Source organism: Citrobacter sp. RHBSTW-00524 (genome assembly GCF_013747755.1).
GTDB lineage: Bacteria > Pseudomonadota > Gammaproteobacteria > Enterobacterales > Enterobacteriaceae > Citrobacter > Citrobacter braakii.
The window spans coordinates 913,058-936,559 of the sequence record NZ_CP056421.1; the positions used below are offsets into that span (position 1 = coordinate 913,058).

Here is a 23,502-nt window from a genome sequence, read left to right on the forward strand (position 1 = left end):
GAGAAACGAATGACGACGCTGACAGAAGACGATGTGCTTGAGCAACTGGATGCTCAAAATAATTTACTCTCGTTTATGACGACGGCACATAACATTTTGCTCCAGGGCATTAAGCGCTTTCTACCGTCGCTGTTCGTTAATAACGATGAAGAGATCGTGGAATATGCAGTGAAGCCGTTACTCGCCCAAAGTGGACCGCTTGACGATATCGACGTTGCGTTACGTCTGATTTATGCGTTGGGAAAAATGGATAAATGGCTTTATGCCGACATCACCCATTTCTCTCAGTTTTATCAGTACCTGAACGAGCAGGATAATATCCCCGGTTTTGCCGATGACATTACCTGGGATTTTGTCAGCAACGTGAACAGTATCACCCGCAACGCAACGCTCTACGGTGCGCTGGAGTCGATGAAATTTGCCGACTTTGCTGCGTGGTCCGAAGTGCGCTTTAGCGCAATGGTCAAGACGGCAATGACGCTGGCAGTGACGGCGATTTTAAAGGAATTAACGCCGTGAAAATCAAACTAACGGTGAATGGGCTACAGGTTGAAGCACATTACCGTGATGATGAGATAGAGAACGTCCACAAACCGTTATTACAACAGCTGGCAAAAATACATGCCACTCACCCGCAGCGACGAACGATCGTTTTTCTCAGCGCACCGCCTGGTACGGGTAAATCGACGCTGACCACTTTCTGGGAATATCTCTCCCGTCAGGAGCCTGGCCTGCCGGAGATCCAGACGCTGCCGATGGATGGCTTCCATCACTACAACACCTGGCTGGATGCTCATAACCTGCGAGCATACAAAGGTGCGCCGGAAACCTTTGATGTGGATAAACTTGCACAGAATCTACGTTTGATAAGGGAAGGGGAGGGCACCTGGCCTCAGTACGACCGGCAAAAACACGATCCGGTAGAAGCGGCTATAACAGTGACCGCGCCGATTGTGATTGTGGAAGGAAACTGGTTATTACGCGATGATGAAAGGTGGCGGGCGTTAGCTGAGTTTTGTGATTACTCGCTGTTTATTCGTGCACCTGCCAACGCGCTCCGTACACGACTGGTAGGCCGTAAACTGGCGGGCGGACTATCACAAGCAGACGCTGAGGCGTTTTATGAGCGTACCGACGGACCGAATGTTCGTCGGGTACTGGAAGCGAGTCTCCCTGGAGACCTGACGCTGGAGATGCTGGAATCTGGTGAATATCGGATTGCGTGAAGGCCAATTATTCCTGTTAAGCCGTAATGATTATTACGGTTTACTGGAATAATTTCCCCCGGTCTCAGCGGGAAAAATGTGATGTACGTCAGATAACTGTTTTCTTTGGCTGGACAATCATTCCTTTTATTCCGCGTTTCGCTTATTCTAGCTGAAGCGTTTCAGTCGATTAAATGTTCGACAATTAACCAATTAGTCGCAGTTTGCGACAGGTAAGGTTTCCCTGAGCGATTTGCTGCATTACTCTGTCTGCCACATCGTTTCTGAGAAATCCTTGCAGGAGACCTATGACCGTACGCGTAGCGATTAATGGTTTCGGTCGCATCGGACGCAACGTGGTTCGTGCTTTGTATGAATCCGGGCGTCGGGCGGAAATCACCGTGGTGGCAATCAACGAACTGGCGGATGCTGCAGGCATGGCGCATTTGTTGAAATATGACACCAGCCATGGACGTTTTGCCTGGGATGTTCGTCAGGAACGTGACCAGCTCATCGTTGGCGATGACGCGATCCGCATTCTGCATGAGCGAACGCTCGATGCGCTTCCCTGGCGCGAACTGAGTGTCGACGTTGTGCTGGATTGTACGGGGGTCTTCGGCAACCGCGAACACGGCGAGGCGCATATTGCCGCAGGTGCAAAAAAAGTGCTCTTTTCACATCCTGGTAGTCACGACATCGACGCAACCGTTGTGTATGGCGTTAATCAGGATCAGCTGCGCGCTGAACACCGGATCGTTTCCAACGCCTCCTGCACCACGAATTGCATAATACCCGTCATTAAATTGCTGGATGATGCTTACGGCATTGAGTCTGGTACCGTCACCACGATCCACTCCGCGATGCACGATCAGCAGGTTATTGATGCCTATCATCCTGACCTGCGTCGCACGCGAGCGGCCAGCCAGTCTATTATTCCGGTTGATACCAAACTGGCGGCGGGCATCACGCGAATTTTCCCGCAGTTTAACGATCGTTTTGAAGCGATTGCGGTGCGTGTACCGACCATAAATGTGACGGCGATCGACTTAAGCGTGACGGTGAAAAAACCAGTAAAAGCCAGTGAAGTCAACCAGTTGCTGCAAAAAGCAGCACAAGGTGCATTTCATGGTATAGTTGACTATACGGAATTACCGTTGGTCTCTGTAGATTTTAACCACGACCCGCACAGCGCCATCGTTGATGGTACGCAAACGCGCGTGAGTGGCGCTCACCTGATCAAAACGCTGGTCTGGTGTGATAATGAATGGGGCTTTGCTAACCGTATGCTCGATACAACGTTAGCGATGGCTGCTATTGGTTTCAGGCTCGACGCTTGAGCGTCGACAAAACTTTATGAATCAACGAGAGGATTCACCATGTCTGTAATTAAGATGACCGATCTGGATCTGGCTGGTAAACGCGTTTTTATCCGTGCGGACCTGAACGTACCAGTTAAAGAAGGGAAAGTAACCAGCGATGCGCGTATCCGTGCTTCCCTGCCGACCATCGAACTGGCCCTGAAACAGGGTGCTAAAGTGATGGTAACTTCCCACCTGGGTCGTCCTACCGAAGGCGAGTACAACGAAGAATTCTCTCTGCTGCCGGTTGTTAACTACCTGAAAGACAAACTGTCTGCTCCGGTTCGCCTGGTAAAAGATTACCTGGACGGCGTTGAAGTCGCTGCCGGTGAACTGGTTGTTCTGGAAAACGTTCGCTTCAACAAAGGCGAGAAGAAAGACGACGAAGCACTGTCCAAAAAATACGCTGCGCTGTGTGACGTATTCGTAATGGACGCTTTCGGTACCGCTCACCGTGCGCAGGCTTCTACCCACGGTATCGGTAAATTCGCCGACGTAGCTTGCGCTGGTCCGCTGCTGGCTGCTGAGCTGGATGCGCTGGGTAAAGCGCTGAAAGAACCTGCTCGTCCGATGGTGGCTATCGTTGGTGGTTCTAAAGTTTCTACCAAACTGACCGTTCTGGACTCTCTGTCAAAAATCGCTGACCAGCTGATCGTTGGTGGTGGTATCGCGAACACCTTCGTTGCTGCTCAAGGCCACAACGTCGGCAAATCCCTGTACGAAGCTGACCTGGTTGATGAAGCTAAGCGTCTGCTGACGACTTGCGATATCCCGGTCCCGACTGACGTTCGCGTAGCGACTGAATTCTCTGAAACTGCACCGGCTACGCTTAAATCCGTTAGCGATGTAAAAGAAGACGAGCAGATCCTGGATATCGGCGACGCTTCTGCACAGCAGCTGGCTGACATTCTGAAGAATGCGAAAACCATTCTGTGGAACGGCCCGGTTGGCGTGTTCGAATTCCCGAACTTCCGCAAAGGTACTGAAATCGTTGCTAATGCTATCGCAGACAGCGAAGCATTCTCTATCGCAGGCGGCGGTGACACCCTGGCAGCAATCGACCTGTTCGGCATTGCTGACAAAATCTCCTACATCTCTACTGGCGGCGGCGCATTCCTCGAATTCGTGGAAGGCAAAGTACTGCCAGCAGTAGCCATGCTCGAAGAGCGTGCTAAAAAGTAAGACATTGATGGGCAGGGAAACCTGCCCAATTATTAGCGCGCTGTCGAGCGCGCCCCCTTTCCAAGGCCGAAGATACAGGACTCGCAACATGTCTAAAATTTTTGATTTCGTAAAACCAGGCGTAATCACTGGTGATGACGTACAGAAAGTTTTCCAGGTAGCTAAAGAAAACAACTTTGCTCTGCCAGCTGTTAACTGCGTTGGTACCGACTCCATCAACGCCGTTCTGGAAACCGCTGCAAAAGTTAAAGCGCCGGTAATCGTCCAGTTCTCCAACGGTGGTGCTTCTTTCATCGCGGGTAAAGGCGTGAAGTCTGACGTTCCTCAGGGCGCTGCAATCCTGGGTGCTATCTCTGGTGCGCATCACGTTCACCAGATGGCTGAACACTATGGTGTTCCGGTTATCCTGCACACTGACCACTGCGCGAAGAAACTGCTGCCGTGGATCGACGGTCTGCTGGACGCGGGTGAAAAACACTTCGCAGCAACAGGCAAACCGCTGTTCTCTTCTCACATGATCGACCTGTCTGAAGAGTCTCTGGAAGAGAACATCGAAATCTGCTCCAAATACCTGGCGCGCATGTCCAAAATGGGCATGACTCTGGAAATCGAACTGGGTTGCACCGGTGGTGAAGAAGACGGCGTGGACAACAGCCACATGGACGCTTCTGCACTGTACACCCAACCGGAAGACGTTGACTACGCATACACCGAGCTGAGCAAAATCAGCCCGCGTTTCACCATCGCAGCGTCCTTCGGTAACGTACACGGCGTTTACAAGCCGGGTAACGTAGTTCTGACCCCGACCATCCTGCGCGACTCTCAGGACTATGTTTCTAAGAAACATAACCTGCCTCATAACAGCCTGAACTTCGTCTTCCACGGTGGTTCCGGTTCTACTGCTCAGGAAATCAAAGACTCCGTAAGCTACGGCGTAGTGAAAATGAACATCGACACCGATACCCAATGGGCTACCTGGGAAGGCGTTCTGAACTACTACAAAGCAAACGAAGCTTACCTGCAGGGTCAGTTGGGCAACCCGAAAGGCGAAGATCAGCCGAACAAGAAATACTACGATCCGCGCGTATGGCTGCGTGCTGGTCAGGCAACTATGATCACCCGTCTGGAACAGGCTTTCAAAGAACTGAACGCGGTTGACGTTCTGTAATTTACGCCGTCCAACGTGACATGAGGCCCGCAAATGCGGGCCTTTTTTATTGCCATTTCAATGTGCTGCTGACAGAGAATTCTGTGATCTGTTTGGCAAAATCTGAGTTTATTGTTTACCCTTGTCAGGTTGCCAGTCCCGTTAGGGCGGCTTTATTTCTCCCGTTTGGGTAAGCAAAAAAGGAATATTGAATGGAAGATTTGAATGTTGTCGACAGCATAAACGGTGCGGGCACCTGGCTGGTCCGCAATCAGGAGCTACTGTTGAGCTATGCCGTCAACATCGTTGCGGCCATCGCGATTGTCATTATCGGTATGATCGTGGCGCGTATCGTATCAAACACCGTTAACCGCCTGATGCTGGCGCGTAAAATTGATGCCACCGTTGCCGACTTTCTTTCTGCACTGGTGCGCTACGGTATTATCGCTTTCACGCTGATTGCCGCGCTGGGTCGCGTTGGGGTGCAAACTGCCTCCGTGATCGCCGTTCTCGGTGCCGCAGGTTTAGCTGTCGGTCTGGCACTGCAAGGGTCGCTGTCCAACCTCGCCGCAGGCGTGCTTCTGGTGATGTTCCGTCCCTTCCGTGCGGGTGAATATGTAGACCTTGGCGGCGTTGCGGGAACCGTGCTTAACGTGCAGATTTTCTCCACAACTATGCGTACCGTAGACGGTAAGATTGTGGTGATCCCAAACGGTAAAATCATTGCCGGGAACATCATTAACTTCTCTCGCGAGCCGGTCCGTCGTAACGAATTTATTATCGGCGTGGCCTACGACTCCGATATCGATCAGGTGAAAAAAATCCTCACTGATATCATCCAGTCTGAAGATCGCATCCTAAAAGACCGTGAAATGACGGTACGCCTGAATGAGTTGGGCGCTTCCTCGATTAATTTCGTCGTACGTGTCTGGAGTAACAGCAGCGATCTGCAAAGCGTCTACTGGGATGTACTGGAGCGTATTAAGCGCGAGTTTGACGCCAACGGTATCAGCTTCCCGTACCCGCAGATGGATGTGAACTTTAAACGCGTGAAAGAGAACGCGACCGAGTAACTTCAGCTAAAAACGCCCGCCAGAGAGAGGCGGGCGTTGATTTATCTCGTCTTGTTAAGAATTGCGCTGACACCCTGCATCAGCTCGCCAACATCGCTTATTCCTTTACTTTCCTGTTGAGCAATCCATTCGGCCTGAACGTGCTGATAACCGGTAGCGGCTTGCCACGCATTCAGCTCGCTGTTGCTCAGGTAGTGAACGTGTGCGCCCTCTTTTGCCATCTTTTTCGCCATTGCGGTCAGGCTTGCGTCCTGCACTGCGCCAATACGCTTTTGCGTCATGGCGGCGGCCCGATTGATGGCTGCGCGATCTTTCACATCCAGGCTATCCCAGACGTCTTTATTCATCACCAGAAGATAAACGTGTCCGAGCCAGAGCGAAGGGGAGAGCTGAATATAGGGGGCCGCCCGCTGGGCATGGATATCATCTCCGCTGTCGAGGTTAACCATCAGGCCGTCAAGCTGTCCGGTCTGAAGCGCATCGATAATTTTTTCATTCCATGGCATGCTGACCGGCACGCCGCCCGCGTTGCGTAAAAATGATTGATGCCAAAAGCTGGCGGTCCGCCATTGGCTTGCATTCAGCTGTGCCAAATCGACGTTCGGCTTGGTAGTAAAAAATCCAACCGGATAGCCGAGGAAAAACTGAAGATTCACCAGATTGTTGTTTTCCAGCTCGCGACCAAACTGGCGATACTCGCGGAAAATCCGCTGAAAGGCGTTAACCTGCGCTTCACCACGGCCCGGTCCGAGGGGGAAGCTCTTAAAAATCTGGTGTCGCGGCAGTTGTTCGGGCGTGTACTCAGGGACCACGATCCCCATATCCGCCACGCTGCCCTGGCCGATCGTTTTTAAGGCGTCATAGCTGGTGGACAGCTCGCCGTTCCAGTGAGCGTCGATTTTCAAACGTCCAAGCGACTCTTGTTCGATCGCACGAAAAAAAGTCTCTTTTATGAGCCGGGTACGCATGTTGCCATATGGCTCGTGATCGGTATAGCGCAGCGTTCTGTCTGCGCTGGCGACAGTGGGCCACAAACTGGTAACTATCAGCGAGGCACAGAAGAGAAAAATGTTCGCGTTATGCTTCATACCCATTCCTTTGGTATAGACAGATTTATCTTTCAGCATACCCCGGGTAACGCACAATCGCTATTGTCAGAGACTGAATATGGAGGGGAGTGTGCACGGTATTATTAATAATGCTAATTACTGATTAATATTATCCATTTCCTCTAATGAATCCCGCGCAGTATAGTCTGCCCACAAGACAATTATGTGAGATGTTTTACATGTTATCCTACTATTTTCAAGGGCTTGCGCTTGGTGCAGCCATGATACTTCCGCTTGGTCCACAAAATGCCTTCGTGATGAATCAGGGGATCCGTCGTCAGTATCACATCATGATTGCTTTACTCTGCGCCATCAGCGATTTAGTGCTGATTTGCGCGGGTATCTTCGGCGGTAGCGCCTTGCTGATGCAGTCGCCATGGCTGATGGCGCTGGTCACCTGGGGCGGGGTCGCATTTTTACTCTGGTACGGATTCGGTGCGCTAAAAACGGCGATGAGCAGTAATCTGGAACTGGCCAGCGCCGAGGTGATGAAGCAGGGGCGCTGGAAAATCATCGCCACTATGCTGGCGGTGACATGGCTCAACCCACATGTTTACCTGGATACCTTTGTGGTGCTCGGGAGTCTGGGGGGACAACTGGACGTTGAGCCTAAACGCTGGTTTGCACTGGGAACCGTCAGCGCTTCGTTCCTGTGGTTCTTCGGTCTGGCATTGCTGGCGGCCTGGCTGGCACCGCGTCTGCGAACTGCGAAAGCACAGCGCATCATCAATACGCTGGTAGGATTAGTGATGTGGTTTATTGCTTTTCAGCTGGCAAAAGAAGGTGTTGCGCACGTTCAAGCGCTGTTCAACTAAGTGTTGTCTGATGGACAACGCAGCGAGATCGGCTAAGCTTGCCTGCATGTGCCCTGAGTTTTGGGGTAATTAATGAAACATGGAGGAACGACCGTGAAGTTCAAAATAATGGCCCTGGCGGCATTAGTCGGATTCAGCGCACTATCGGTACAGGCAAATGAGTTGCCAAATGGACCGCACATCGTGACTTCCGGAACGGCAAGCGTAGATGCAACACCAGACATCGCCACCCTGGCGATTGAAGTGAACGTTGCTGCAAAGGATGCGGCTTCCGCGAAGAAGCAGGCCGATGAGCGCGTGGCGCAATATCTGTCTTTCCTTGAACAGAACCAGATAGCGAAGAAAGACATTAGCGCTGCAAACTTGCGTACGCAGCCGGACTACGACTACCAGAACGGCAAAAGCATCCTCAAAGGTTATCGTGCAGTGCGCACCGTTGAAGTCACGCTGCGTCAGTTGGACAAACTCAACGCTCTGCTTGATGGCGCGCTGAAGGCCGGTCTGAATGAGATTCGTTCGGTATCGCTGGGCGTTGCCCAGCCGGATGCGTACAAAGACAAAGCGCGTAAAGCGGCGATTGATGATGCGGTTCATCAGGCTGAACAGCTGGCCGCGGGCTTTAATAGCAAACTGGGTCCCGTTTACAGTGTGCGTTACCACGTTTCCAATTATCAACCGAGCCCGATGGTACGGATGATGAAAGCAGATGCAGCGCCTGCAACCTCCGCTCAGGAAACCTACGAACAGCCGGTTATTCAGTTTGATGATCAGGTTGATGTCGTCTTCCAGATTGAGCCTACAGTAACCAATAAGTAGTCTTGATATAGGCGTAAGTCGCCATCCGGCAAGTTTTTAGCCTGATGGCGATGCTTACGCGTCTCATCAGGCCGACAAAATATTCCAGCCGGTTTTTTCTGTGAGCAACTGTAAAAATGAGACCTCACATTCAGTCTTTTTTTTCGTGGTAATGAGGATAGGCCATAGCGATTTTTAAGGGGACGCTATGGATATTTTTATCTCGAAAAAGATGCGTAATTTCATTCTGCTGGCGCAAACCAATAACATCGCCAGAGCGGCAGAAAAAATACATATGACCGCATCGCCTTTCGGTAAAAGCATTGCTGCACTGGAAGATCAAATCGGCTATACGCTGTTTACCCGTAAAGATAACAACATCAGCCTGAATAAAGCCGGACAGGAGCTGTATCAGAAGCTGTTTCCCGTCTATCAACGCCTCTCTGCTATTGATAACGAAATCCATAACGCCTCTTGTCGCTCGCGGGAAATCGTCATCGGTATCGATAATACTTATCCAACGATTATTTTTGACCAGTTGATTAGCCTTGGCGATAAATATGACGGCGTGACGGCCCAGGCCGTTGAATTCAGTGAGAATGGGGTGATTGATAATCTGTTCGACCGCAAACTGGATTTCATTATCTCGCCACAGCACGTTTCCCCCCGCGTACAGGAGTTGGAAAATCTGGCGATCAGCGAACTGCCTCCGCTACGTCTGGGGTTTCTCGTTTCCCGGCGCTACGAAGAGAAACAGCCGCAGGATCTGCTGCGCGAGCTACCCTGGCTGCAAATGCGCTTCCAGAATCGCGCCAACTTTGAGGCAATGCTGGATGCTTATATGCAGCCCTGTGGGATCAATCCGACGATTATCTACCGTCCGTACAGCTTTATGGCCAAGATTAGCGCGGTGGAGCGCGGGCAGTTTTTGACGGTGATCCCTCATTTTGCCTGGCGGCTGGTGAATCCGTCGACGCTAAAGTATTTCGACGCGCCCGGCAGCCCCATGTATATGCAGGAGTTTCTCTATTCGCTGAAAAATCATCGCTATACCGGCACCATGCTCCAGCATATTGCTGAAGATCGTGACGGTACGGCAAGTTAACCGAGCATCGATCCTGTCTCGAGAAGGTTGCGATGCAGATCGAACGCATGGCTGAGATCGTGATGGATATGCCCGCCAGGCGCTTTTTCCAGATAGCGGTGCAGGTAGTCCCGGTAAAGGGGATGCGCACAGTTATCGATAATCGTGTGCGCCCGCTGCATCGGAGATAACCCACGCAGATCGGCAATCCCTTGTTCGGTCACGATCACTTTAACGCTATGTTCGCTGTGGTCGACATGGCTGCACATCGGCACGATGGTTGAGATTTTCCCGCCTTTGGCAATCGACGGCGCCATAAAGATAGACAGATAGGCGTTGCGCTCGAAATCCCCGCTGCCGCCGATACCGTTCATCAGGTTCACGCCCGCAACGTGCGTGGAATTGGCATGGCCGTAGATATCAAACTCAAGCCCAACGTTGAGTGCAATGACCCCCAGCCGACGGATGATTTCTGGGTTATTGGAGATCTCCTGCGGGCGCAGCACAATTCGGCTGGCGAAGAAGTCCATGTTGTCGTAAATCTTCTGTAGCGACGGGGCTGAGATGGTCAGGCTGGAGGCGCTGGCACCGGTGATCTTGCCCGTTTCCAGCAGATGCACCACCGATTCCTGTAACACCTCTGAATACATCATAAAGGGCGGGATATCCGGATTCTCTCCCAGTCTCGCCATTACCGCGTTATTGATATTGCCCACGCCGCTTTGTAAGGGCAGAAACTCTGCTGGAATGCGTTTGTGCGCCATTTCTGCCAGTAGGAAAGTGACGACGTTATCGGCAATTTGTTGGCTGACCGGATTGGTTTTATCCGACACATTCCCGGCATCGGGCAGCTCGGTATCCACCACCGCGACCACTTTCCTGGGGTCTATCTGCACGCACTGACTGCCCACGCGATCCATGGTATGAAATATGGGCACGCTGTTACGCCGCGGCGGTGCGCCGGGTATTACGATGTCGGCAAACTCAGCCACGCGTGGATTATGGTAATGATTCAACTCGATAATCACCTTTTTCGCCCGCAGCAGCCAGGTGGGTGCATTGCCAATACCGCTGGAAAGCCAAATCCGGCCATCCGGCGCAATGGCGGAAGCTTCAATGACGGCAACATCGATATCGCCAAAAAAGCCGTAATTAACCATCTGCGCGACTTCGCTCAAATGGAGATCGACAAACCTCACCTGGCCCTGGTTAATTTTCTCGCGCAGGCCAGATGAGGTTTGATAAGGCGCACGCCAGGAAACGGCATCCGCCGCGGATAGTGCATCATCAGCGGCGGCGCCAATTGACGCCCCGGTCAGCAGGCGGATCTGAAAAGGCTGCCCGTCCTGATGCCGTTCGCAGGCGCGTTGGGCAATTGCGGTGGGTAACGCTTTTGGCGAACCCGCGGGGGTAAAGCCGCTGAACGCCACCATATCATCGTGCTGGATAATTTCTGCCGCCTGTTCGGCGCTCATCCGTTTCATGGCCGTCTCCTTCGTCGGACGTGATTAATGGCCAACAAAATTAGGTTTACGTTTTTCCATAAACGCGTTCATCCCTTCCTGATAATCCTCGCTGTCATACACCGCGCGGCGCATGCCCTGAATGCGCTCGAATTCGTCAGAGTTCATGGTGTGTGCTTCGCCCAACACGCGCAGTTCTTCTTTGATGACGGCGATTGCCAGCGGCGCTTTTTCCGAGATGTGATGCGCCATTTGCAGGGTGAAATCTTCCAGTTCCTCGGTTGGAACGACATGGTTGAGGATCCCGACCGCCATGGCGCGTTGAGCGGTGATGGGCGAGGCGGTAAAAATCAGCTCCTTAACGATGTGAAAACCAGCGTCGCGGGTCAGGTTGTGGATGCCCACCAGGTTATAGGGCACGCCGAGGTTGACCGGGGTCATGGAGAAGGTAGACGTACTGGCTGCGATGATCAGATCGGAACTCATGATCATCTCAAACGCGCCGCCCCAGACGCTGCCTTCAACCATGGAGATCACCGGCTTCGGATATTTTTGGATCATGCGAGTTATCTGACGCAGCGGATCGTCATAAGAGAGCGGATCGCGACGTCCGGTGGGGAGCTCATGAATATCATGCCCGGCAGAGAACACTTTGGCCCCGCTCGGGGCGCGAAGAATGATGCAGCGAATGTCCGGACGATTGAGGTCGCTCAGCGCCTGCATCAGATCGTCAATAAACACTTTGCTCAGGGCATTGAGCTTGCGGGCGTAATTGAACTCAATGACCGCGACTTTCTGGATGATGACCACGTTGACGTATTGATAAGACATAATGTTCTCTTTATTGAAAGTAATGATGCTGAATAAATTCGCTGATGTGCCGCAGGCCGGTGCGCGGCGAAAGATCATTGTTTTTGACGGCCAGCAGCGTCTGCTGGAAATACTGGTCGAAATCAGCCCGGGCAAACAGCAGATGCAGGGCTTCTTCTTCAGCCTGCTTGTGTAGCCATTCCACCGCCTGCTGCTGGCGGACTTTTTCCAGTCGACCGCTGGCGGTAAGGCACGTTTTAAAGTCGGTTATCGCCTGCCAAACCTCCTCAATGCCGCGTTTTTCCAGGGCGCTACAGGTCAGAACCTGCGGCTGCCACTCGTCATATTTGCGGCGCAGAATATGCAGGGCGGATTCGTACATATGGCGGGCGATGGTAACGCTGGTACGGTTATCACCGTCGTCCTTGTTGATGACGACCAGATCCGCCATCTCCATCAGGCCTTTTTTGATGCCCTGCAAATCGTCGCCACCGCCGGCGATTTGCAGTGAGAGAAAGCAATCCACCATGCCTGCGACTTCGGTTTCTGACTGCCCAACGCCGACGGTTTCCACAATCACCACGTTGAAGCCCGCCGCCTCGCACAGCAGCATTAATTCGCGGGCGCGCTGGCTGGCGCCGCCTAAATGACCGCTGGAAGGAACCGGACGTATAAACGCAGATTCTGCGCGAGCCAGTTCCGTCATGCGGGTTTTATCACCAAGAATGCTGCCGCCGCTGACCGGGCTGCTGGGATCGACGGCGATCACCGCTACCCGTAACCCGCGGCGAATTAACAGCATGCCGAATACTTCCAGAAAGGTGCTTTTACCCGCGCCCGGCGTGCCGGTGATCCCCAGACGCAGGGCGTTACCGGTGAACGGCATAATCGCGTCCAGCAATTGCGTACTCAGCGGCTGGTGGCGCGGGTGATTGCTTTCGACCAGCGTCATCGCCTGGGCGAGCGTAGCCCGTTCACCGAGTCGCAAGCGGCGGACGGTATCCTCAAGCGTGGCGGCGTTAATCATGATGCTGACTGATACGGGTTAACACATCGCGGACGCTGTCGAGCATTGGCGTGCCTGGGCCATATATGGCTGCCACGCCATGCTCGTGCAGGAAAGCGTAATCCTGTGGCGGAATAACCCCGCCGGCGACGACGCAAATGTCTTCGCGTCCCCAGCCTTTGAGCGCGGTGACCAGCTCCGGGATCAATGTCTTATGACCCGCCGCCAGCGATGATGCGCCAATGACATGCACATCGTTTTCTACCGCCAGACGGGCAATTTCCTCCGGTGTGGAGAACATCGGGCTGAGATCGACATCGAAGCCGAGATCGGAGTAGGCGCTGGCGATCACTTTTGCGCCGCGATCGTGGCCGTCCTGACCCATCTTGGCGATCAGAATACGCGGGCGGCGGCCATTTTCTGCGAGGAACTGTTCGGTTTGCGCAACAATGGCATCGAACTCATCGGCGGATTTGTTGGACTGGTGATAGCTTTGCGCAATCACCCCAGTAACACACTGGCTGGGAACCAGATAACGGTCAAAGGCGGCCTCGAGCGCATCGGAGATTTCGCCGAGCGTGGCGCGAACGCGGGCGGCGTTGATGGCGGCTGCCAGCAGATTTTCATTCTGTTGCGCGGCGTGGGTCAGCGCGGATAGCGCGGCTTTAACCGCATCATTGTCGCGGGTGGCGCGGATATGCTGCAGTGAGGCAATCTGCTCGTTGCGCACCTTCACGTTGTCGATCTCCAGTACCGACGTGTCGTCTTCTTTATCCAGCTTGTATTTGTTCACCCCGACGATAACGCGCTTACCCTGGTCGATCAGCGACTGTTCGCGCGCGGACGCTTCTTCGATCATCCGTTTAGGAAGCCCGGCTTCAATCGCCTTCGCCATGCCGCCTGCCTCATCAATCTGCTTGATGATCGTGCGCGCCTGCTTCACGATTTGATCGGTGAGTGATTCGACGTAATACGATCCGGCCAGCGGATCGACGGTGCGGCAGATCTCTGATTCTTCCTGAATGATGATCTGCGTATTACGCGCAATACGGGCGGAGAAATCGGTGGGCAGACCGAGCGCTTCATCAAAAGCGTTGGTATGCAGAGACTGAGTGCCGCCAAGCGTAGCGCCGAGCGCTTCAATGGTGGTTCGTACCACGTTGTTGTACGGGTCCTGCTCGGTCAGGCTCCAGCCTGAGGTCTGGCAGTGGGTACGCAGAGCGAGAGATTTCGGGTTGGTCGCGCCAAAACTGCTGACCGCTTCGCTCCACAGATACCTTGCAGCGCGCAGCATGGCGACGTTCATAAACAGATCCATGCCGATGCCGAAGAAGAATGACAGGCGCGGGGCGAAGTCATCAATTTTCAGTCCGGCGGAAAGCGCGGCCTTGATGTATTCAATACCGTCTGCCAGCGTAAACGCCACCTGCTGTACGCAGTTTGCCCCGGCTTCACCCATGTGATAGCCGCTGATGCTGATGGTGTTAAAGCGCGGCATGTTGCCTGAGCACCAGGCGATGATGTCGGCGATAATGCGCATGGAGGGTTTTGGCGGATAAATGTAGGTGTTGCGGCACAGGTACTCTTTCAGAATATCGTTCTGAATGGTCCCGGTGAGCTGTTCCGGCGTCACGCCTTGCTCCTGCGCCGCGACGATATAAAACGCCAGCACCGGCAGTACCGCGCCGTTCATGGTCATCGAAACGGACATCTTATCCAGCGGGATCTGGTCGAACAGCACCTTCATATCTTCGACGGTATCGATCGCCACGCCGGCTTTGCCGACGTCGCCCGCTACGCGCGGGTTGTCTGAGTCATAGCCACGATGAGTGGCAAGGTCAAAGGCGACGGAAAGCCCTTTTTGCCCAGCGGCGAGGTTACGGCGGTAAAAAGCGTTGGACTCTTTGGCGGTAGAGAAACCGGCGTATTGGCGAATCGTCCACGGCTGCGCGGTATACATAGTGGCGCGCGGGCCACGCACGTAAGGCGGCAGACCGGGCAGGGTGCCCGTGACTTCCAGATTATCGAGGTCCGCTTCGGTGTACAGCGGCTTGATGACAATCCCTTCCGCCGTCTGTCTTTCCAGCGACTCAACGGTTTTTTCCCGTCGACTGAGTTCTTTATTGGCGAGTGTTTGCCACTCCTGCACGTTTGCCATTTTTTGCTCCGTATTACGCAATAAGTTGAATCTTTGCGAATACGGTGTGCTTTTTCATTTGGCTTGTCGCCAGCAAAAAATAGCCAACAGGGCGTCGTTTTTTGCCGTGTGGCGTGTTTTATTTTGTGATGTATTTCAAAGACGTGGCGGGAATAGCATGAAATGAGGGGAAAGGCTTGTAGGCCGGATAAAGCGTTACGCCGCTATCCGGCCTCTGTTCGAGGAATTAATCCTGACGCAGTACGTTGTGGCCATAGGCCAGCAGCGCGTCGGTGACGTTGCGCATCATGCGGCTTTCTGGCGCAAAGCGGTGCCAGTACAGCATTCGACGCTGGAACAGGCCTGGCGTTAAGTCGATAAGCTCACCGCTTTCCAGCTCTTTCTCAATCTGTAAGTGTGGGATCATGCAGCAGGTTGTTCCCTGACGGGCTAGCTGGACGAAGGCTTCAGACGAGTTAACGATATGGCACGGTACGCTGCCCGGCGGCAGGTCGAAGTTTTGTTGCAAGAACGCCTGGTGCATATCATCAAGATGGTCAAACGCGACCGCCGGGGCTTTCAGCAGGGCGGAACGGGTGACGCCGTTTGGGAAATAACGCTCGGCGAAAGGTTTAGAGCCAACAAACAGGTAGTCCAGCGCGCCCAGTTTATCCACCAGACAGCTTGGCAGCGCCTGATGTTGAATACTCACCGCACCGACTACTTCACCACGACGCAGACGTTCCTGGGTTCGGGTTTCATCTTCAACCTGCAGGTTCAGTCGAATCGGTGAATTAGCCAGTACCGGGGCCAGCGCCGGAAGTAACCAGGTCGCCAGACTGTCGGCGTTCACCGCCAGCGAAAGCAGAAGCGGCGTCGAGCCGGTTTGTTCATCGCCCAGCCACTCGTCTTCCAGCAGTTCAACCTGGCGCAGAAGCGCCAGTAGTTTCTGTCCCTGTTCCGTTGGGCGCGGCGGTACGGTGCGCACCAGCAGCGGTTGTCCGAACATATTCTCAAGCTGTTTTATGCGCTGTGAAACAGCGGATTGCGTGATGCACAGCTTTTGCGCCGCGCGCTCAAATCCTCGTTCACGAATAACCGCATCCAGTGCTTGTAGTGTTCTGTAGTCCGGACGTTTCATTGCTTTGACGCACTCCTGAAATTTTTGCTTGTTCTGCACTATGACACAATTTTTGATTGGGTAAAGACGAAATCCGCCGCTTGCGAGCGGGTGTGGGGACATTTTTCTGCACAATGTTCTATAATGCGCGTGAATTTTCCCACCATATTCACACCACAGGCGAAACGATCATGACGCAGGATGAACTGAAAAAAGCAGTAGGATGGGCGGCACTTCAGTATGTACAGCCCGGCACCATTGTGGGCGTAGGTACAGGTTCAACAGCCGCACACTTTATTGATGCGCTGGGCACAATGAAAGGTCAGATTGAAGGTGCGGTATCCAGTTCGGACGCATCGACTGAAAAACTCAAAAGCCTTGGCATCCACGTGTTCGATCTTAACGAAGTGGATAGCCTCGGCGTATACGTTGACGGCGCGGATGAAATCAACGGTCACATGCAGATGATCAAGGGCGGCGGCGCAGCGTTGACCCGTGAAAAAATCATTGCTTCCGTGGCGAAGAAATTTATTTGCATCGCGGATGCGTCTAAAGAAGTCGATATTCTCGGCAACTTCCCGCTGCCGGTCGAAGTGATCCCAATGGCGCGCAGCGCTGTGGCTCGCCAGTTGGTGAAGCTGGGCGGTCGTCCTGAATACCGTCAGGGCGTCGTGACGGACAACGGCAACGTGATCCTCGATGTGCACGGTCTGGAGATCCTCGACGCCATCGCGCTGGAAAATGCCATCAATGCGATTCCAGGTGTGGTAACCGTCGGCCTGTTTGCCAACCGTGGCGCGGATGTCGCGCTGATCGGTACGCCTGACGGCGTGAAAACTATCGTAAAATGATCTGACGGGAGCGTCTTCTCCCGTTAAAAAAATTTTGGCAGGGCAAATTTGGTGACTTGTGTCACGTTTATAATATTGTCCTGCCGATCTCTCCAAAGAAAAAGTTATCGCCAGTATTTTCCTCTGACATTTCCCGTTGAATGACATTTCTTCAGCACGGCGACGCAAACGTTCATATTGCCGCAATATTATTTTTTGATATGTTGAAGAGACGGATGAAAATCCCACACACAACACATCAGTTTGAACAAAAAAAGACAGGGTCGGGGAAATGGCAAAGGTATCACTGGAGAAAGATAAGATTAAATTTCTGCTGGTTGAAGGCGTGCACCAAAAAGCACTCGAAAGCCTTCGTGCAGCAGGTTATACCAACATCGAGTTTCACAAAGGTGCTTTGGACACTGAACAACTGAAAGAGTCCATCCGTGATGCCCACTTCATTGGCCTGCGATCCCGTACCCATCTGACTGAAGATGTGATTGACGCCGCAGAGAAACTGGTCGCGATTGGCTGCTTCTGCATTGGCACCAACCAGGTTGATCTAAGTGCAGCGGCAAAGCGCGGGATCCCTGTGTTTAACGCACCATTCTCTAACACACGTTCCGTTGCTGAGCTGGTGATTGGTGAACTGCTGCTACTGCTACGTGGCGTACCCGAAGCGAACGCCAAAGCGCACCGCGGCGTGTGGAATAAACTGGCTACCGGCTCTTTTGAAGCGCGTGGTAAAAAACTGGGGATCATCGGCTACGGCCACATTGGTACTCAGTTGGGCATTCTGGCGGAATCGCTCGGGATGCATGTCTTTTTCTATGATATTGAAAATAAACTCCCGCTTGGCAATGCCACGCAGGTACAGCATCTTTCCGATCTGCTCAATATGAGCGACGTGGTGAGTCTGCACGTGCCGGAAAATGCCTCCACCAAAAACCTGATGGGCGCGCGTGAGATTTCGCTGATGAAACCGGGTGCACTGCTGATTAACGCCGCACGCGGTACGGTTGTTGATATTCCTGCGTTGTGCGACGCGTTAGCGACTAAACATCTGGCGGGGGCTGCAATCGACGTATTCCCAACCGAACCGGCAACTAACAGCGATCCTTTCACTTCGCCGCTGTGTGATTTCGATAACGTGATCCTGACGCCGCACATTGGTGGTTCAACGCTGGAAGCGCAGGAAAACATCGGTCTGGAAGTAGCTGGGAAACTGACCAAGTATTCCGACAACGGGTCTACGCTGTCTGCGGTAAACTTCCCGGAAGTTTCGCTGCCGCTGCACGGTGGTCGTCGTCTGATGCACATTCACGAAAACCGTCCGGGCGTACTGACGGCACTTAACCAGATTTTTGCCGAGCAGGGCGTCAACATTGCCGCGCAGTATCTGCAGACTTCAGCGCAGGTAGGTTATGTGGTTATTGATATTGAAGCGGATGAAGATGTGGCGGAGAAAGCGCTGCTGGCGATGAAAGCCCTTCCGGGAACCATTCGCGCTCGTCTGCTGTACTGATTTCCTCTACATGGGCAGGCGGTTGACCTGCCCATCTTTCCTCTGATTTCCCTGCCTCAAAATCTCTTTCTGTAACGCATACATTCTGTTTTCGAGCTTTGCCGCAGTTGGCAACTAAAGGCAGCATTGCGTGTTGTACAGCAATAAAAGGAATTTACGATAGGGGCGCAGCATAGCGCTGAAACGGGAAAGCCCCTACCGAAGCAGGGGCTCTAAAAAGGAAAGGGACGATGATGAGATACGTCATCATGCTGCTGATCCTGTTAATCATCGCTTGCCCAGCATATTAACAGAGAGTACGCAGGAGGGAGGTTCGCCTCCCTCACCCTTCACCGAGGAATTTAGGTCAAAAAAACGGCGCTGTCAATCGGCAAAAAACGGCTACCACTCCCAGATTTTGGACGGCGTCACCACCGCTGGTAGCGGGATATCCCACTCTTCAACCGGCAATTTTTCTACCAACTGGCAGTCATGCGCGTAGCCCACGGGTTGGATCTTATGCTGCTGCCAGTTTTGTAGCGTGCGGTCGTAAAATCCACCGCCCATGCCCAGGCGCTGCCCGTCCTCATCAAATGCCACTAACGGCGTAATCAGTACGTCCAGCTTTGACAGCGGCAATACGTCGCGTACATCAAGCCGTGGTTCCTGGATCTTTAAGCGATTGGTCACCAGGTCGCTGCGCGGATGATAGTGCAGGAACAGTAAATTACCGGGACTGAAGGGATGAAGAACCGGAAGGTAAACGCGTTTGCCCGCTCGCCACAGCTGATCTATCAGCGGCTGGGTATCGAGTTCGCCATCGAACGAGAGAAATACCGCCACAGTATGCGCGAGTACAACAGGGGGAAAACTGAGCATTCGGGTCGCGGCTTGCTGACCGTATTGTCGTTGCTGTTCAGAGGTCAACGCGCGACGACGCTGTCGAATCAGTTGACGAATTTCTTGCCGGGATAAAGGGAGTTCAGAAAGTAGTGTCATGGCTGTTGCCAGGTAGAAGGGAATCTCCGAGATGCCGCCGCAGGCTGTAACCCTTGAACCCTTGGTTCAAGGTGAATGCGTCGTCACAGTTTTAAGGCTTCTCGGACTGGCCGAGCATGCTCACCAACCATGGAGCGCCACATTCTTGTGGTATGAAATATCGGCTCAGGGGACTGGCCCGCTTGCAAACATCTCAGAGAAATTTTGTCTTCACGGTCACTCTACCACAGTAAACCGAAAAGTGTTATTCAAAGTTTTGGCCCGTTTTTTCGGTTATGCGACCCTGATCAAGCAACGCCTGTTCGATGGTCTGTTGTAGCATCCGAATACGTTGTTCCATGCTCGCCGCGTACTCACGCGTCTTCGCTTTTTCCTGAGTTAATTCATAGCTGATGTTCAACGCGGCGATGAAAACCAACTGCTCAGTATTTGTGACTCTAGTGCGAACTTTCAGATCTTGCAATCGCTGATTAAGATCGTCCGCAGCCTGATTCAACGCATCCCTTTGTTCAGGCGGGCAATTCACTCGCAGTGAACGGCCAAATATTTGGATATCGACGGGTTGTGCAGACATGCCACCTTCCTGCTGATTGACTGCGCTGCCTTCGTCTCCAGACCTTGGGTCCGCGAAGGGGCGACACTATAGCTACCCTGGTATCAAGATACAAGCCCTTTTCTGGTCCACCAGGGCCCAAAGTGGTAGCATACCATGAATATTCCTCCCTTTGATGACGAATGCTTATGTCTATACAGAACGAAATGCCTGGCTACAACGACGTTAGCCAGTTTTTGAACCAACAAGGGGCTGGATTAACCCCGGCCGAAATGCACGGCTTGATCAGCGGGATGATTTGCGGCGGCAACAACGACAGCTCATGGCAGCCGCTGCTGCACGACCTGACGAACGAAGGTTTGGCCTTCGGTCACGAGCTGGCTCAGGCACTGATGAAAATGCACTCTGCCACCAGCGATGCCCTCGAGGACGACGGTTTCCTTTTTCAGCTTTATCTGCCTGAAGGCGACGACGTTAGCGTGTTTGATCGTGCCGATGCGCTGGCGGGGTGGGTAAACCACTTTTTGCTGGGCCTTGGCGTTACGCAGCCAAAGCTCGACAAAGTGACCGGTGAAACCGGTGAAGCGATTGACGACCTGCGCAATATCGCTCAGTTGGGATATGACGAAGACGAAGATCAGGAAGAGCTGGAAATGTCGCTCGAAGAGATTATCGAATACGTGCGCGTAGCCGCCTTGCTGTGTCATGACACGTTTACGCGTCAGCAGCCGACCGCGCCGGAAGTCCGTAAACCGACTCTGCACTAAGAACGAAACGCAAAGGAGAGTGTGATGAGCGAGATATCTCAGCAAGAATTCCAGCGTCGTCGCCAGGCTTTACTGGCACAAATGCAACCCGGCAGCGCCGCGCTGATTTTTGCCGCGCCTGAAGCGACGCGCAGCGCGGACAGTGAATACCCGTACCGCCAAAGCAGTGATTTCTGGTACTTCACCGGTTTTAACGAACCGGAAGCCGTGCTGGTGCTGATTAAAAGTGATGACACTCATAACCACAGCGTTTTGTTTAATCGGGTTCGCGATCTGACGGCGGAGATCTGGTTTGGCCGTCGTCTGGGCCAGGATGCTGCACCGGCAAAACTCGGCGTTGACCGGGCGCTGGCCTTCAGTGAAATCAACCAACAGCTGCATCTGTTGCTCAATGGCCTGGACGCGGTGTACCACGCGCAGGGCGAATATGCCTGGGCAGACGAGATTGTATGCACGGCGTTGGATAAACTGCGTAAAGGCTCCAGACAAAATCTGCACGCACCCGCCGCGATCATCGACTGGCGTCCAATGGTGCATGAAATGCGCCTGTTCAAATCACCAGAAGAAATTGCGGTCATGCGCCGTGCCGGAGAGATCAGTGCGCTGGCGCATACCCGCGCGATGGAAAAATGCCGTCCGGGAATGTTTGAATACCAGTTGGAAGGGGAGATTCACCACGAGTTTACTCGCCATGGCGCGCGTTACCCATCCTATAACACGATTGTCGGCAGCGGCGAAAACGGCTGTATTCTCCATTACACTGAAAATGAAAGTGCAATGCGCGATGGCGATCTGGTGTTGATTGACGCCGGGTGTGAATACAAAGGTTATGCGGGCGACATTACGCGTACCTTCCCGGTAAACGGCAAATTTTCCCCTGCTCAGCGTGAAATCTACGACATCGTACTGGAGTCATTAGAGACCAGTCTGCGCCTGTATCGCCCGGGGACGTCCATCCAGGAAGTCACCGGCGAAGTGGTGCGCATCATGATTACGGGTCTGGTGAGGCTTGGCATTTTGCACGGCGAGATCGACCAACTGATTACCGAAAATGCGCATCGCCCATTCTTTATGCATGGTCTTAGCCATTGGCTGGGACTGGATGTGCACGACGTTGGCGTTTATGGTCAGGACCGCTCACGTATTCTCGAGCCAGGAATGGTGCTCACCGTCGAACCGGGGCTGTATATCGCGCCGGACGCCGATGTGCCGCCTGCTTATCGTGGTATCGGCATTCGTATTGAAGATGACATCCTCATCACCGAGGACGGCAATGAGAACCTGACCGCCAGCGTGGTGAAGAAAGCGGATGACATTGAAGCCTTAATGGCTGCGGCGCGACTGCAATGAGCGTGATTATCGTTGGTGGTGGTATGGTCGGTGCGACGCTGGCGCTGGCCATTTCTCAGCTCAGCCACGGGACTCTGCCTGTTCACCTGATAGAAGCGAGCGAACCTGAAACTGACCGCCATCCAGGGTTTGACGCCCGGGCGATCGCGCTGGCGGCAGGGACCTGCCAACAGCTGGCGCGAATTGGCGTATGGCAGGCGATTGCCGATTGCGCAACGGCGATCAAAACGGTTCACGTCAGCGATCGCGGCCATGCCGGATTTGTGACGCTGGATGCGCAGGAATACCGTATTCCGGCGCTGGGCCAGGTGGTGGAACTGCACGATGTCGGGCTGCGTTTGTTTGCGCTGCTGCGTAAAGCGCCGGGCATCACGCTGCACTGCCCCGACCGTGTAGCCAGCGTGTCACGCACGCAGGAACGCGTTGAGGTTACGCTGGAAAATGGCGAGATGATCAATGGTCGCCTGTTGGTGGCCGCCGATGGCACGCGTTCCGCGCTGGCTACCGCCTGCGGCGTTGACTGGCAGCAACAACCCTATGAACAACTGGCGGTGATTGCCAACGTCACGACCTCCGTTGCGCATGACGGGCGAGCGTTCGAACGTTTCACGCAATATGGTCCGCTGGCAATGCTACCGATGTCTGATGGTCGCTGCTCGCTGGTATGGTGCCATCCGCTGGAGCGGCGTGATGAGATTATGGCCTGGTCCGACGAACAATTTTGCCGCGAACTGCAAACTGCGTTTGGCTGGCGGTTGGGGCGTATTACCCAGGCCGGTAAACGCAACGCCTATCCGCTTTCATTAACCTCGGCGCAAAAAGCCATTACCCATCGTACTGTGCTGGTGGGGAACGCAGCACAGACGCTGCATCCCATTGCCGGACAAGGTTTCAACCTTGGTCTGCGCGACGTGATGAGCCTGGCTGAGACGTTGACGCAGGCGCAAAACTGCGCGGAAGATATCGGTGATTATGCGGTGCTAGCACGCTATCAGCAGCGCCGCGAACGCGATCGCGAAACGACGATTGGTGTGACCAACAATTTGGTGTATTTGTTTGCCAATCGCTGGGCCCCGCTGGTCGTTGGGCGTAATGTCGGGCTGATGGCGATGGAATTATTCACGCCTGCGCGCGATGCGCTGGCGGAGCGGACCCTCGGTTGGGTTGCGCGATAGATATATCCTGTAGGCCGAAT

Annotated in this window: 22 protein-coding genes and 1 other RNA gene; 14 read left to right on the plus strand and 9 right to left on the minus strand. The window is 53.5% G+C overall.

The features are described 5' to 3' along the window. Positions 1-9: 9 nt before the first annotated feature. The 6 genes from HV229_RS04505 (at position 10) to HV229_RS04530 (ending at position 5,965) form a co-directional block, all read left to right on the plus strand. Positions 10-519 carry an MltR family transcriptional regulator gene (locus tag HV229_RS04505; RefSeq protein ID WP_016154381.1) on the plus strand — a complete coding sequence of 170 codons (510 nt, stop codon included), beginning with the start codon at positions 10-12 and terminating at the stop codon, positions 517-519. Continuing rightward, positions 516-1,226 carry a nucleoside/nucleotide kinase family protein gene (locus tag HV229_RS04510; RefSeq protein ID WP_047414447.1) on the plus strand — a complete coding sequence of 237 codons (711 nt, stop codon included), beginning with the start codon at positions 516-518 and terminating at the stop codon, positions 1,224-1,226. Before HV229_RS04505 ends, HV229_RS04510 begins: the two co-directional genes overlap by 4 nt. 287 nt (positions 1,227-1,513) lie before the next feature. Then, on the plus strand, positions 1,514-2,542 hold the full coding sequence (gene epd, locus HV229_RS04515; protein ID WP_016154379.1) for an erythrose-4-phosphate dehydrogenase: 1,029 nt from the start codon (positions 1,514-1,516) through the stop codon (positions 2,540-2,542). Between the two features lie 39 nt (positions 2,543-2,581). Further along, positions 2,582-3,745, plus strand: coding sequence for a phosphoglycerate kinase (gene pgk, locus HV229_RS04520; RefSeq protein ID WP_003027032.1), 1,164 nt, complete (start codon positions 2,582-2,584; stop codon positions 3,743-3,745). An 88-nt stretch (positions 3,746-3,833) separates the two neighbouring features. Further along, entirely contained in the window at positions 3,834-4,913 is a 1,080-nt protein-coding gene (fbaA, locus tag HV229_RS04525) for a class II fructose-bisphosphate aldolase (protein ID WP_003027029.1), read from the plus strand. Between the two features lie 191 nt (positions 4,914-5,104). Further along, entirely contained in the window at positions 5,105-5,965 is an 861-nt protein-coding gene (locus HV229_RS04530; protein ID WP_016154372.1) for a small-conductance mechanosensitive channel MscS, read from the plus strand. A 41-nt stretch (positions 5,966-6,006) separates the two neighbouring features. Here the strand turns inward: HV229_RS04530 and dctP are convergent, their stop codons facing one another. Next, on the minus strand, positions 6,007-7,053 hold the full coding sequence (gene dctP, locus HV229_RS04535; RefSeq protein WP_181546962.1) for a TRAP transporter substrate-binding protein DctP: 1,047 nt from the start codon (positions 7,051-7,053) through the stop codon (positions 6,007-6,009). A gap of 200 nt (positions 7,054-7,253) precedes the next feature. Here dctP and argO point away from each other — a divergent pair, with 200 nt between their 5' ends. From argO to HV229_RS04550, 3 genes are all read left to right on the plus strand, one after another. After that, positions 7,254-7,889: an arginine exporter ArgO gene (argO, locus tag HV229_RS04540; protein ID WP_016157426.1), complete on the plus strand. Its 636-nt coding sequence runs from the start codon at positions 7,254-7,256 to the stop codon at positions 7,887-7,889. A 93-nt stretch (positions 7,890-7,982) separates the two neighbouring features. After that, entirely contained in the window at positions 7,983-8,705 is a 723-nt protein-coding gene (locus HV229_RS04545; protein ID WP_029139653.1) for an oxidative stress defense protein, read from the plus strand. Between the two features lie 187 nt (positions 8,706-8,892). Further along, complete coding sequence (locus tag HV229_RS04550) at positions 8,893-9,789, plus strand: LysR family transcriptional regulator (RefSeq protein ID WP_169329847.1); 897 nt, start codon at positions 8,893-8,895, stop codon at positions 9,787-9,789. Here the strand turns inward: HV229_RS04550 and HV229_RS04555 are convergent. The 5 genes from HV229_RS04555 to argP form a co-directional block, all read right to left on the minus strand. Next, the gene (locus HV229_RS04555) at positions 9,786-11,252 is read right to left on the minus strand and encodes an acetyl-CoA hydrolase/transferase family protein (RefSeq protein WP_016154368.1); all 1,467 of its coding nucleotides are present in this window, start codon (positions 11,250-11,252) and stop codon (positions 9,786-9,788) included. The genes HV229_RS04550 and HV229_RS04555 overlap by 4 nt on opposite strands. 24 nt (positions 11,253-11,276) lie before the next feature. After that, on the minus strand, positions 11,277-12,062 hold the full coding sequence (scpB, locus tag HV229_RS04560; protein WP_049041966.1) for a methylmalonyl-CoA decarboxylase: 786 nt from the start codon (positions 12,060-12,062) through the stop codon (positions 11,277-11,279). A 10-nt stretch (positions 12,063-12,072) separates the two neighbouring features. Continuing rightward, the gene (meaB, locus tag HV229_RS04565) at positions 12,073-13,068 is read right to left on the minus strand and encodes a methylmalonyl Co-A mutase-associated GTPase MeaB (RefSeq protein WP_181546964.1); all 996 of its coding nucleotides are present in this window, start codon (positions 13,066-13,068) and stop codon (positions 12,073-12,075) included. Further along, positions 13,061-15,205 carry a methylmalonyl-CoA mutase gene (scpA, locus tag HV229_RS04570; RefSeq protein WP_181546966.1) on the minus strand — a complete coding sequence of 715 codons (2,145 nt, stop codon included), beginning with the start codon at positions 15,203-15,205 and terminating at the stop codon, positions 13,061-13,063. Before scpA ends, meaB begins: the two co-directional genes overlap by 8 nt. A 226-nt stretch (positions 15,206-15,431) precedes the next feature. Next, positions 15,432-16,325 carry a DNA-binding transcriptional regulator ArgP gene (argP, locus tag HV229_RS04575; protein ID WP_003825477.1) on the minus strand — a complete coding sequence of 298 codons (894 nt, stop codon included), beginning with the start codon at positions 16,323-16,325 and terminating at the stop codon, positions 15,432-15,434. A 170-nt stretch (positions 16,326-16,495) separates the two neighbouring features. Here argP and rpiA point away from each other — a divergent pair, with 170 nt between their 5' ends. Both rpiA and serA read left to right on the plus strand, forming a co-directional pair. After that, on the plus strand, positions 16,496-17,155 hold the full coding sequence (rpiA, locus tag HV229_RS04580; protein WP_016154364.1) for a ribose-5-phosphate isomerase RpiA: 660 nt from the start codon (positions 16,496-16,498) through the stop codon (positions 17,153-17,155). Between the two features lie 271 nt (positions 17,156-17,426). Continuing rightward, positions 17,427-18,659 (plus strand): phosphoglycerate dehydrogenase, encoded by a 1,233-nt coding sequence (gene serA, locus HV229_RS04585; protein ID WP_016154363.1) that lies wholly within the window; start codon positions 17,427-17,429, stop codon positions 18,657-18,659. 381 nt (positions 18,660-19,040) lie between these two features. On the opposite strand, the gene HV229_RS04590 is transcribed toward serA, so the two are convergent. From HV229_RS04590 to zapA, 3 genes are all read right to left on the minus strand, one after another. Further along, a complete protein-coding gene (locus HV229_RS04590) occupies positions 19,041-19,637 on the minus strand; it encodes a 5-formyltetrahydrofolate cyclo-ligase (RefSeq protein WP_016154362.1) in 597 nt (198 codons plus the stop codon). Positions 19,638-19,656: 19 nt separating this feature from the next. Beyond that, positions 19,657-19,840, minus strand: a non-coding RNA gene (gene ssrS, locus HV229_RS04595) — 6S RNA. Positions 19,841-19,881: 41 nt separating this feature from the next. Beyond that, a complete protein-coding gene (gene zapA, locus HV229_RS04600; protein ID WP_003026980.1) occupies positions 19,882-20,211 on the minus strand; it encodes a cell division protein ZapA in 330 nt (109 codons plus the stop codon). 167 nt (positions 20,212-20,378) lie between these two features. Between zapA and HV229_RS04605 the strand changes: the two genes are divergently transcribed. From HV229_RS04605 to ubiH, 3 genes are read left to right on the plus strand one after another with little or no spacing between them, the layout of a single operon-like run. Then, positions 20,379-20,957 carry a YecA family protein gene (locus HV229_RS04605; protein ID WP_016157420.1) on the plus strand — a complete coding sequence of 193 codons (579 nt, stop codon included), beginning with the start codon at positions 20,379-20,381 and terminating at the stop codon, positions 20,955-20,957. Positions 20,958-20,981: 24 nt separating this feature from the next. Further along, positions 20,982-22,307: a Xaa-Pro aminopeptidase gene (pepP, locus tag HV229_RS04610; RefSeq protein WP_181546968.1), complete on the plus strand. Its 1,326-nt coding sequence runs from the start codon at positions 20,982-20,984 to the stop codon at positions 22,305-22,307. Continuing rightward, a complete protein-coding gene (ubiH, locus tag HV229_RS04615; protein WP_016154358.1) occupies positions 22,304-23,482 on the plus strand; it encodes a 2-octaprenyl-6-methoxyphenyl hydroxylase in 1,179 nt (392 codons plus the stop codon). The genes pepP and ubiH overlap by 4 nt, the downstream gene beginning before the upstream one ends. Positions 23,483-23,502: the final 20 nt, after the last annotated feature.

Coding starts and splice junctions, on each gene's coding strand:
- HV229_RS04505 (WP_016154381.1), top strand. CDS start 10: ATGACGACGCTGACAGAAGACGATGTGCTTGAGCAACTGGATGCTCAA.
- epd (WP_016154379.1), top strand. CDS start 1,514: ATGACCGTACGCGTAGCGATTAATGGTTTCGGTCGCATCGGACGCAAC.
- pgk (WP_003027032.1), top strand. CDS start 2,582: ATGTCTGTAATTAAGATGACCGATCTGGATCTGGCTGGTAAACGCGTT.
- fbaA (WP_003027029.1), top strand. CDS start 3,834: ATGTCTAAAATTTTTGATTTCGTAAAACCAGGCGTAATCACTGGTGAT.
- HV229_RS04530 (WP_016154372.1), top strand. CDS start 5,105: ATGGAAGATTTGAATGTTGTCGACAGCATAAACGGTGCGGGCACCTGG.
- dctP (WP_181546962.1), bottom strand. CDS start 7,053: ATGAAGCATAACGCGAACATTTTTCTCTTCTGTGCCTCGCTGATAGTT.
- argO (WP_016157426.1), top strand. CDS start 7,254: ATGTTATCCTACTATTTTCAAGGGCTTGCGCTTGGTGCAGCCATGATA.
- HV229_RS04550 (WP_169329847.1), top strand. CDS start 8,893: ATGGATATTTTTATCTCGAAAAAGATGCGTAATTTCATTCTGCTGGCG.
- HV229_RS04555 (WP_016154368.1), bottom strand. CDS start 11,252: ATGAAACGGATGAGCGCCGAACAGGCGGCAGAAATTATCCAGCACGAT.
- scpB (WP_049041966.1), bottom strand. CDS start 12,062: ATGTCTTATCAATACGTCAACGTGGTCATCATCCAGAAAGTCGCGGTC.
- meaB (WP_181546964.1), bottom strand. CDS start 13,068: ATGATTAACGCCGCCACGCTTGAGGATACCGTCCGCCGCTTGCGACTC.
- scpA (WP_181546966.1), bottom strand. CDS start 15,205: ATGGCAAACGTGCAGGAGTGGCAAACACTCGCCAATAAAGAACTCAGT.
- argP (WP_003825477.1), bottom strand. CDS start 16,325: ATGAAACGTCCGGACTACAGAACACTACAAGCACTGGATGCGGTTATT.
- rpiA (WP_016154364.1), top strand. CDS start 16,496: ATGACGCAGGATGAACTGAAAAAAGCAGTAGGATGGGCGGCACTTCAG.
- serA (WP_016154363.1), top strand. CDS start 17,427: ATGGCAAAGGTATCACTGGAGAAAGATAAGATTAAATTTCTGCTGGTT.
- HV229_RS04590 (WP_016154362.1), bottom strand. CDS start 19,637: ATGACACTACTTTCTGAACTCCCTTTATCCCGGCAAGAAATTCGTCAA.
- zapA (WP_003026980.1), bottom strand. CDS start 20,211: ATGTCTGCACAACCCGTCGATATCCAAATATTTGGCCGTTCACTGCGA.
- HV229_RS04605 (WP_016157420.1), top strand. CDS start 20,379: ATGTCTATACAGAACGAAATGCCTGGCTACAACGACGTTAGCCAGTTT.
- pepP (WP_181546968.1), top strand. CDS start 20,982: ATGAGCGAGATATCTCAGCAAGAATTCCAGCGTCGTCGCCAGGCTTTA.
- ubiH (WP_016154358.1), top strand. CDS start 22,304: ATGAGCGTGATTATCGTTGGTGGTGGTATGGTCGGTGCGACGCTGGCG.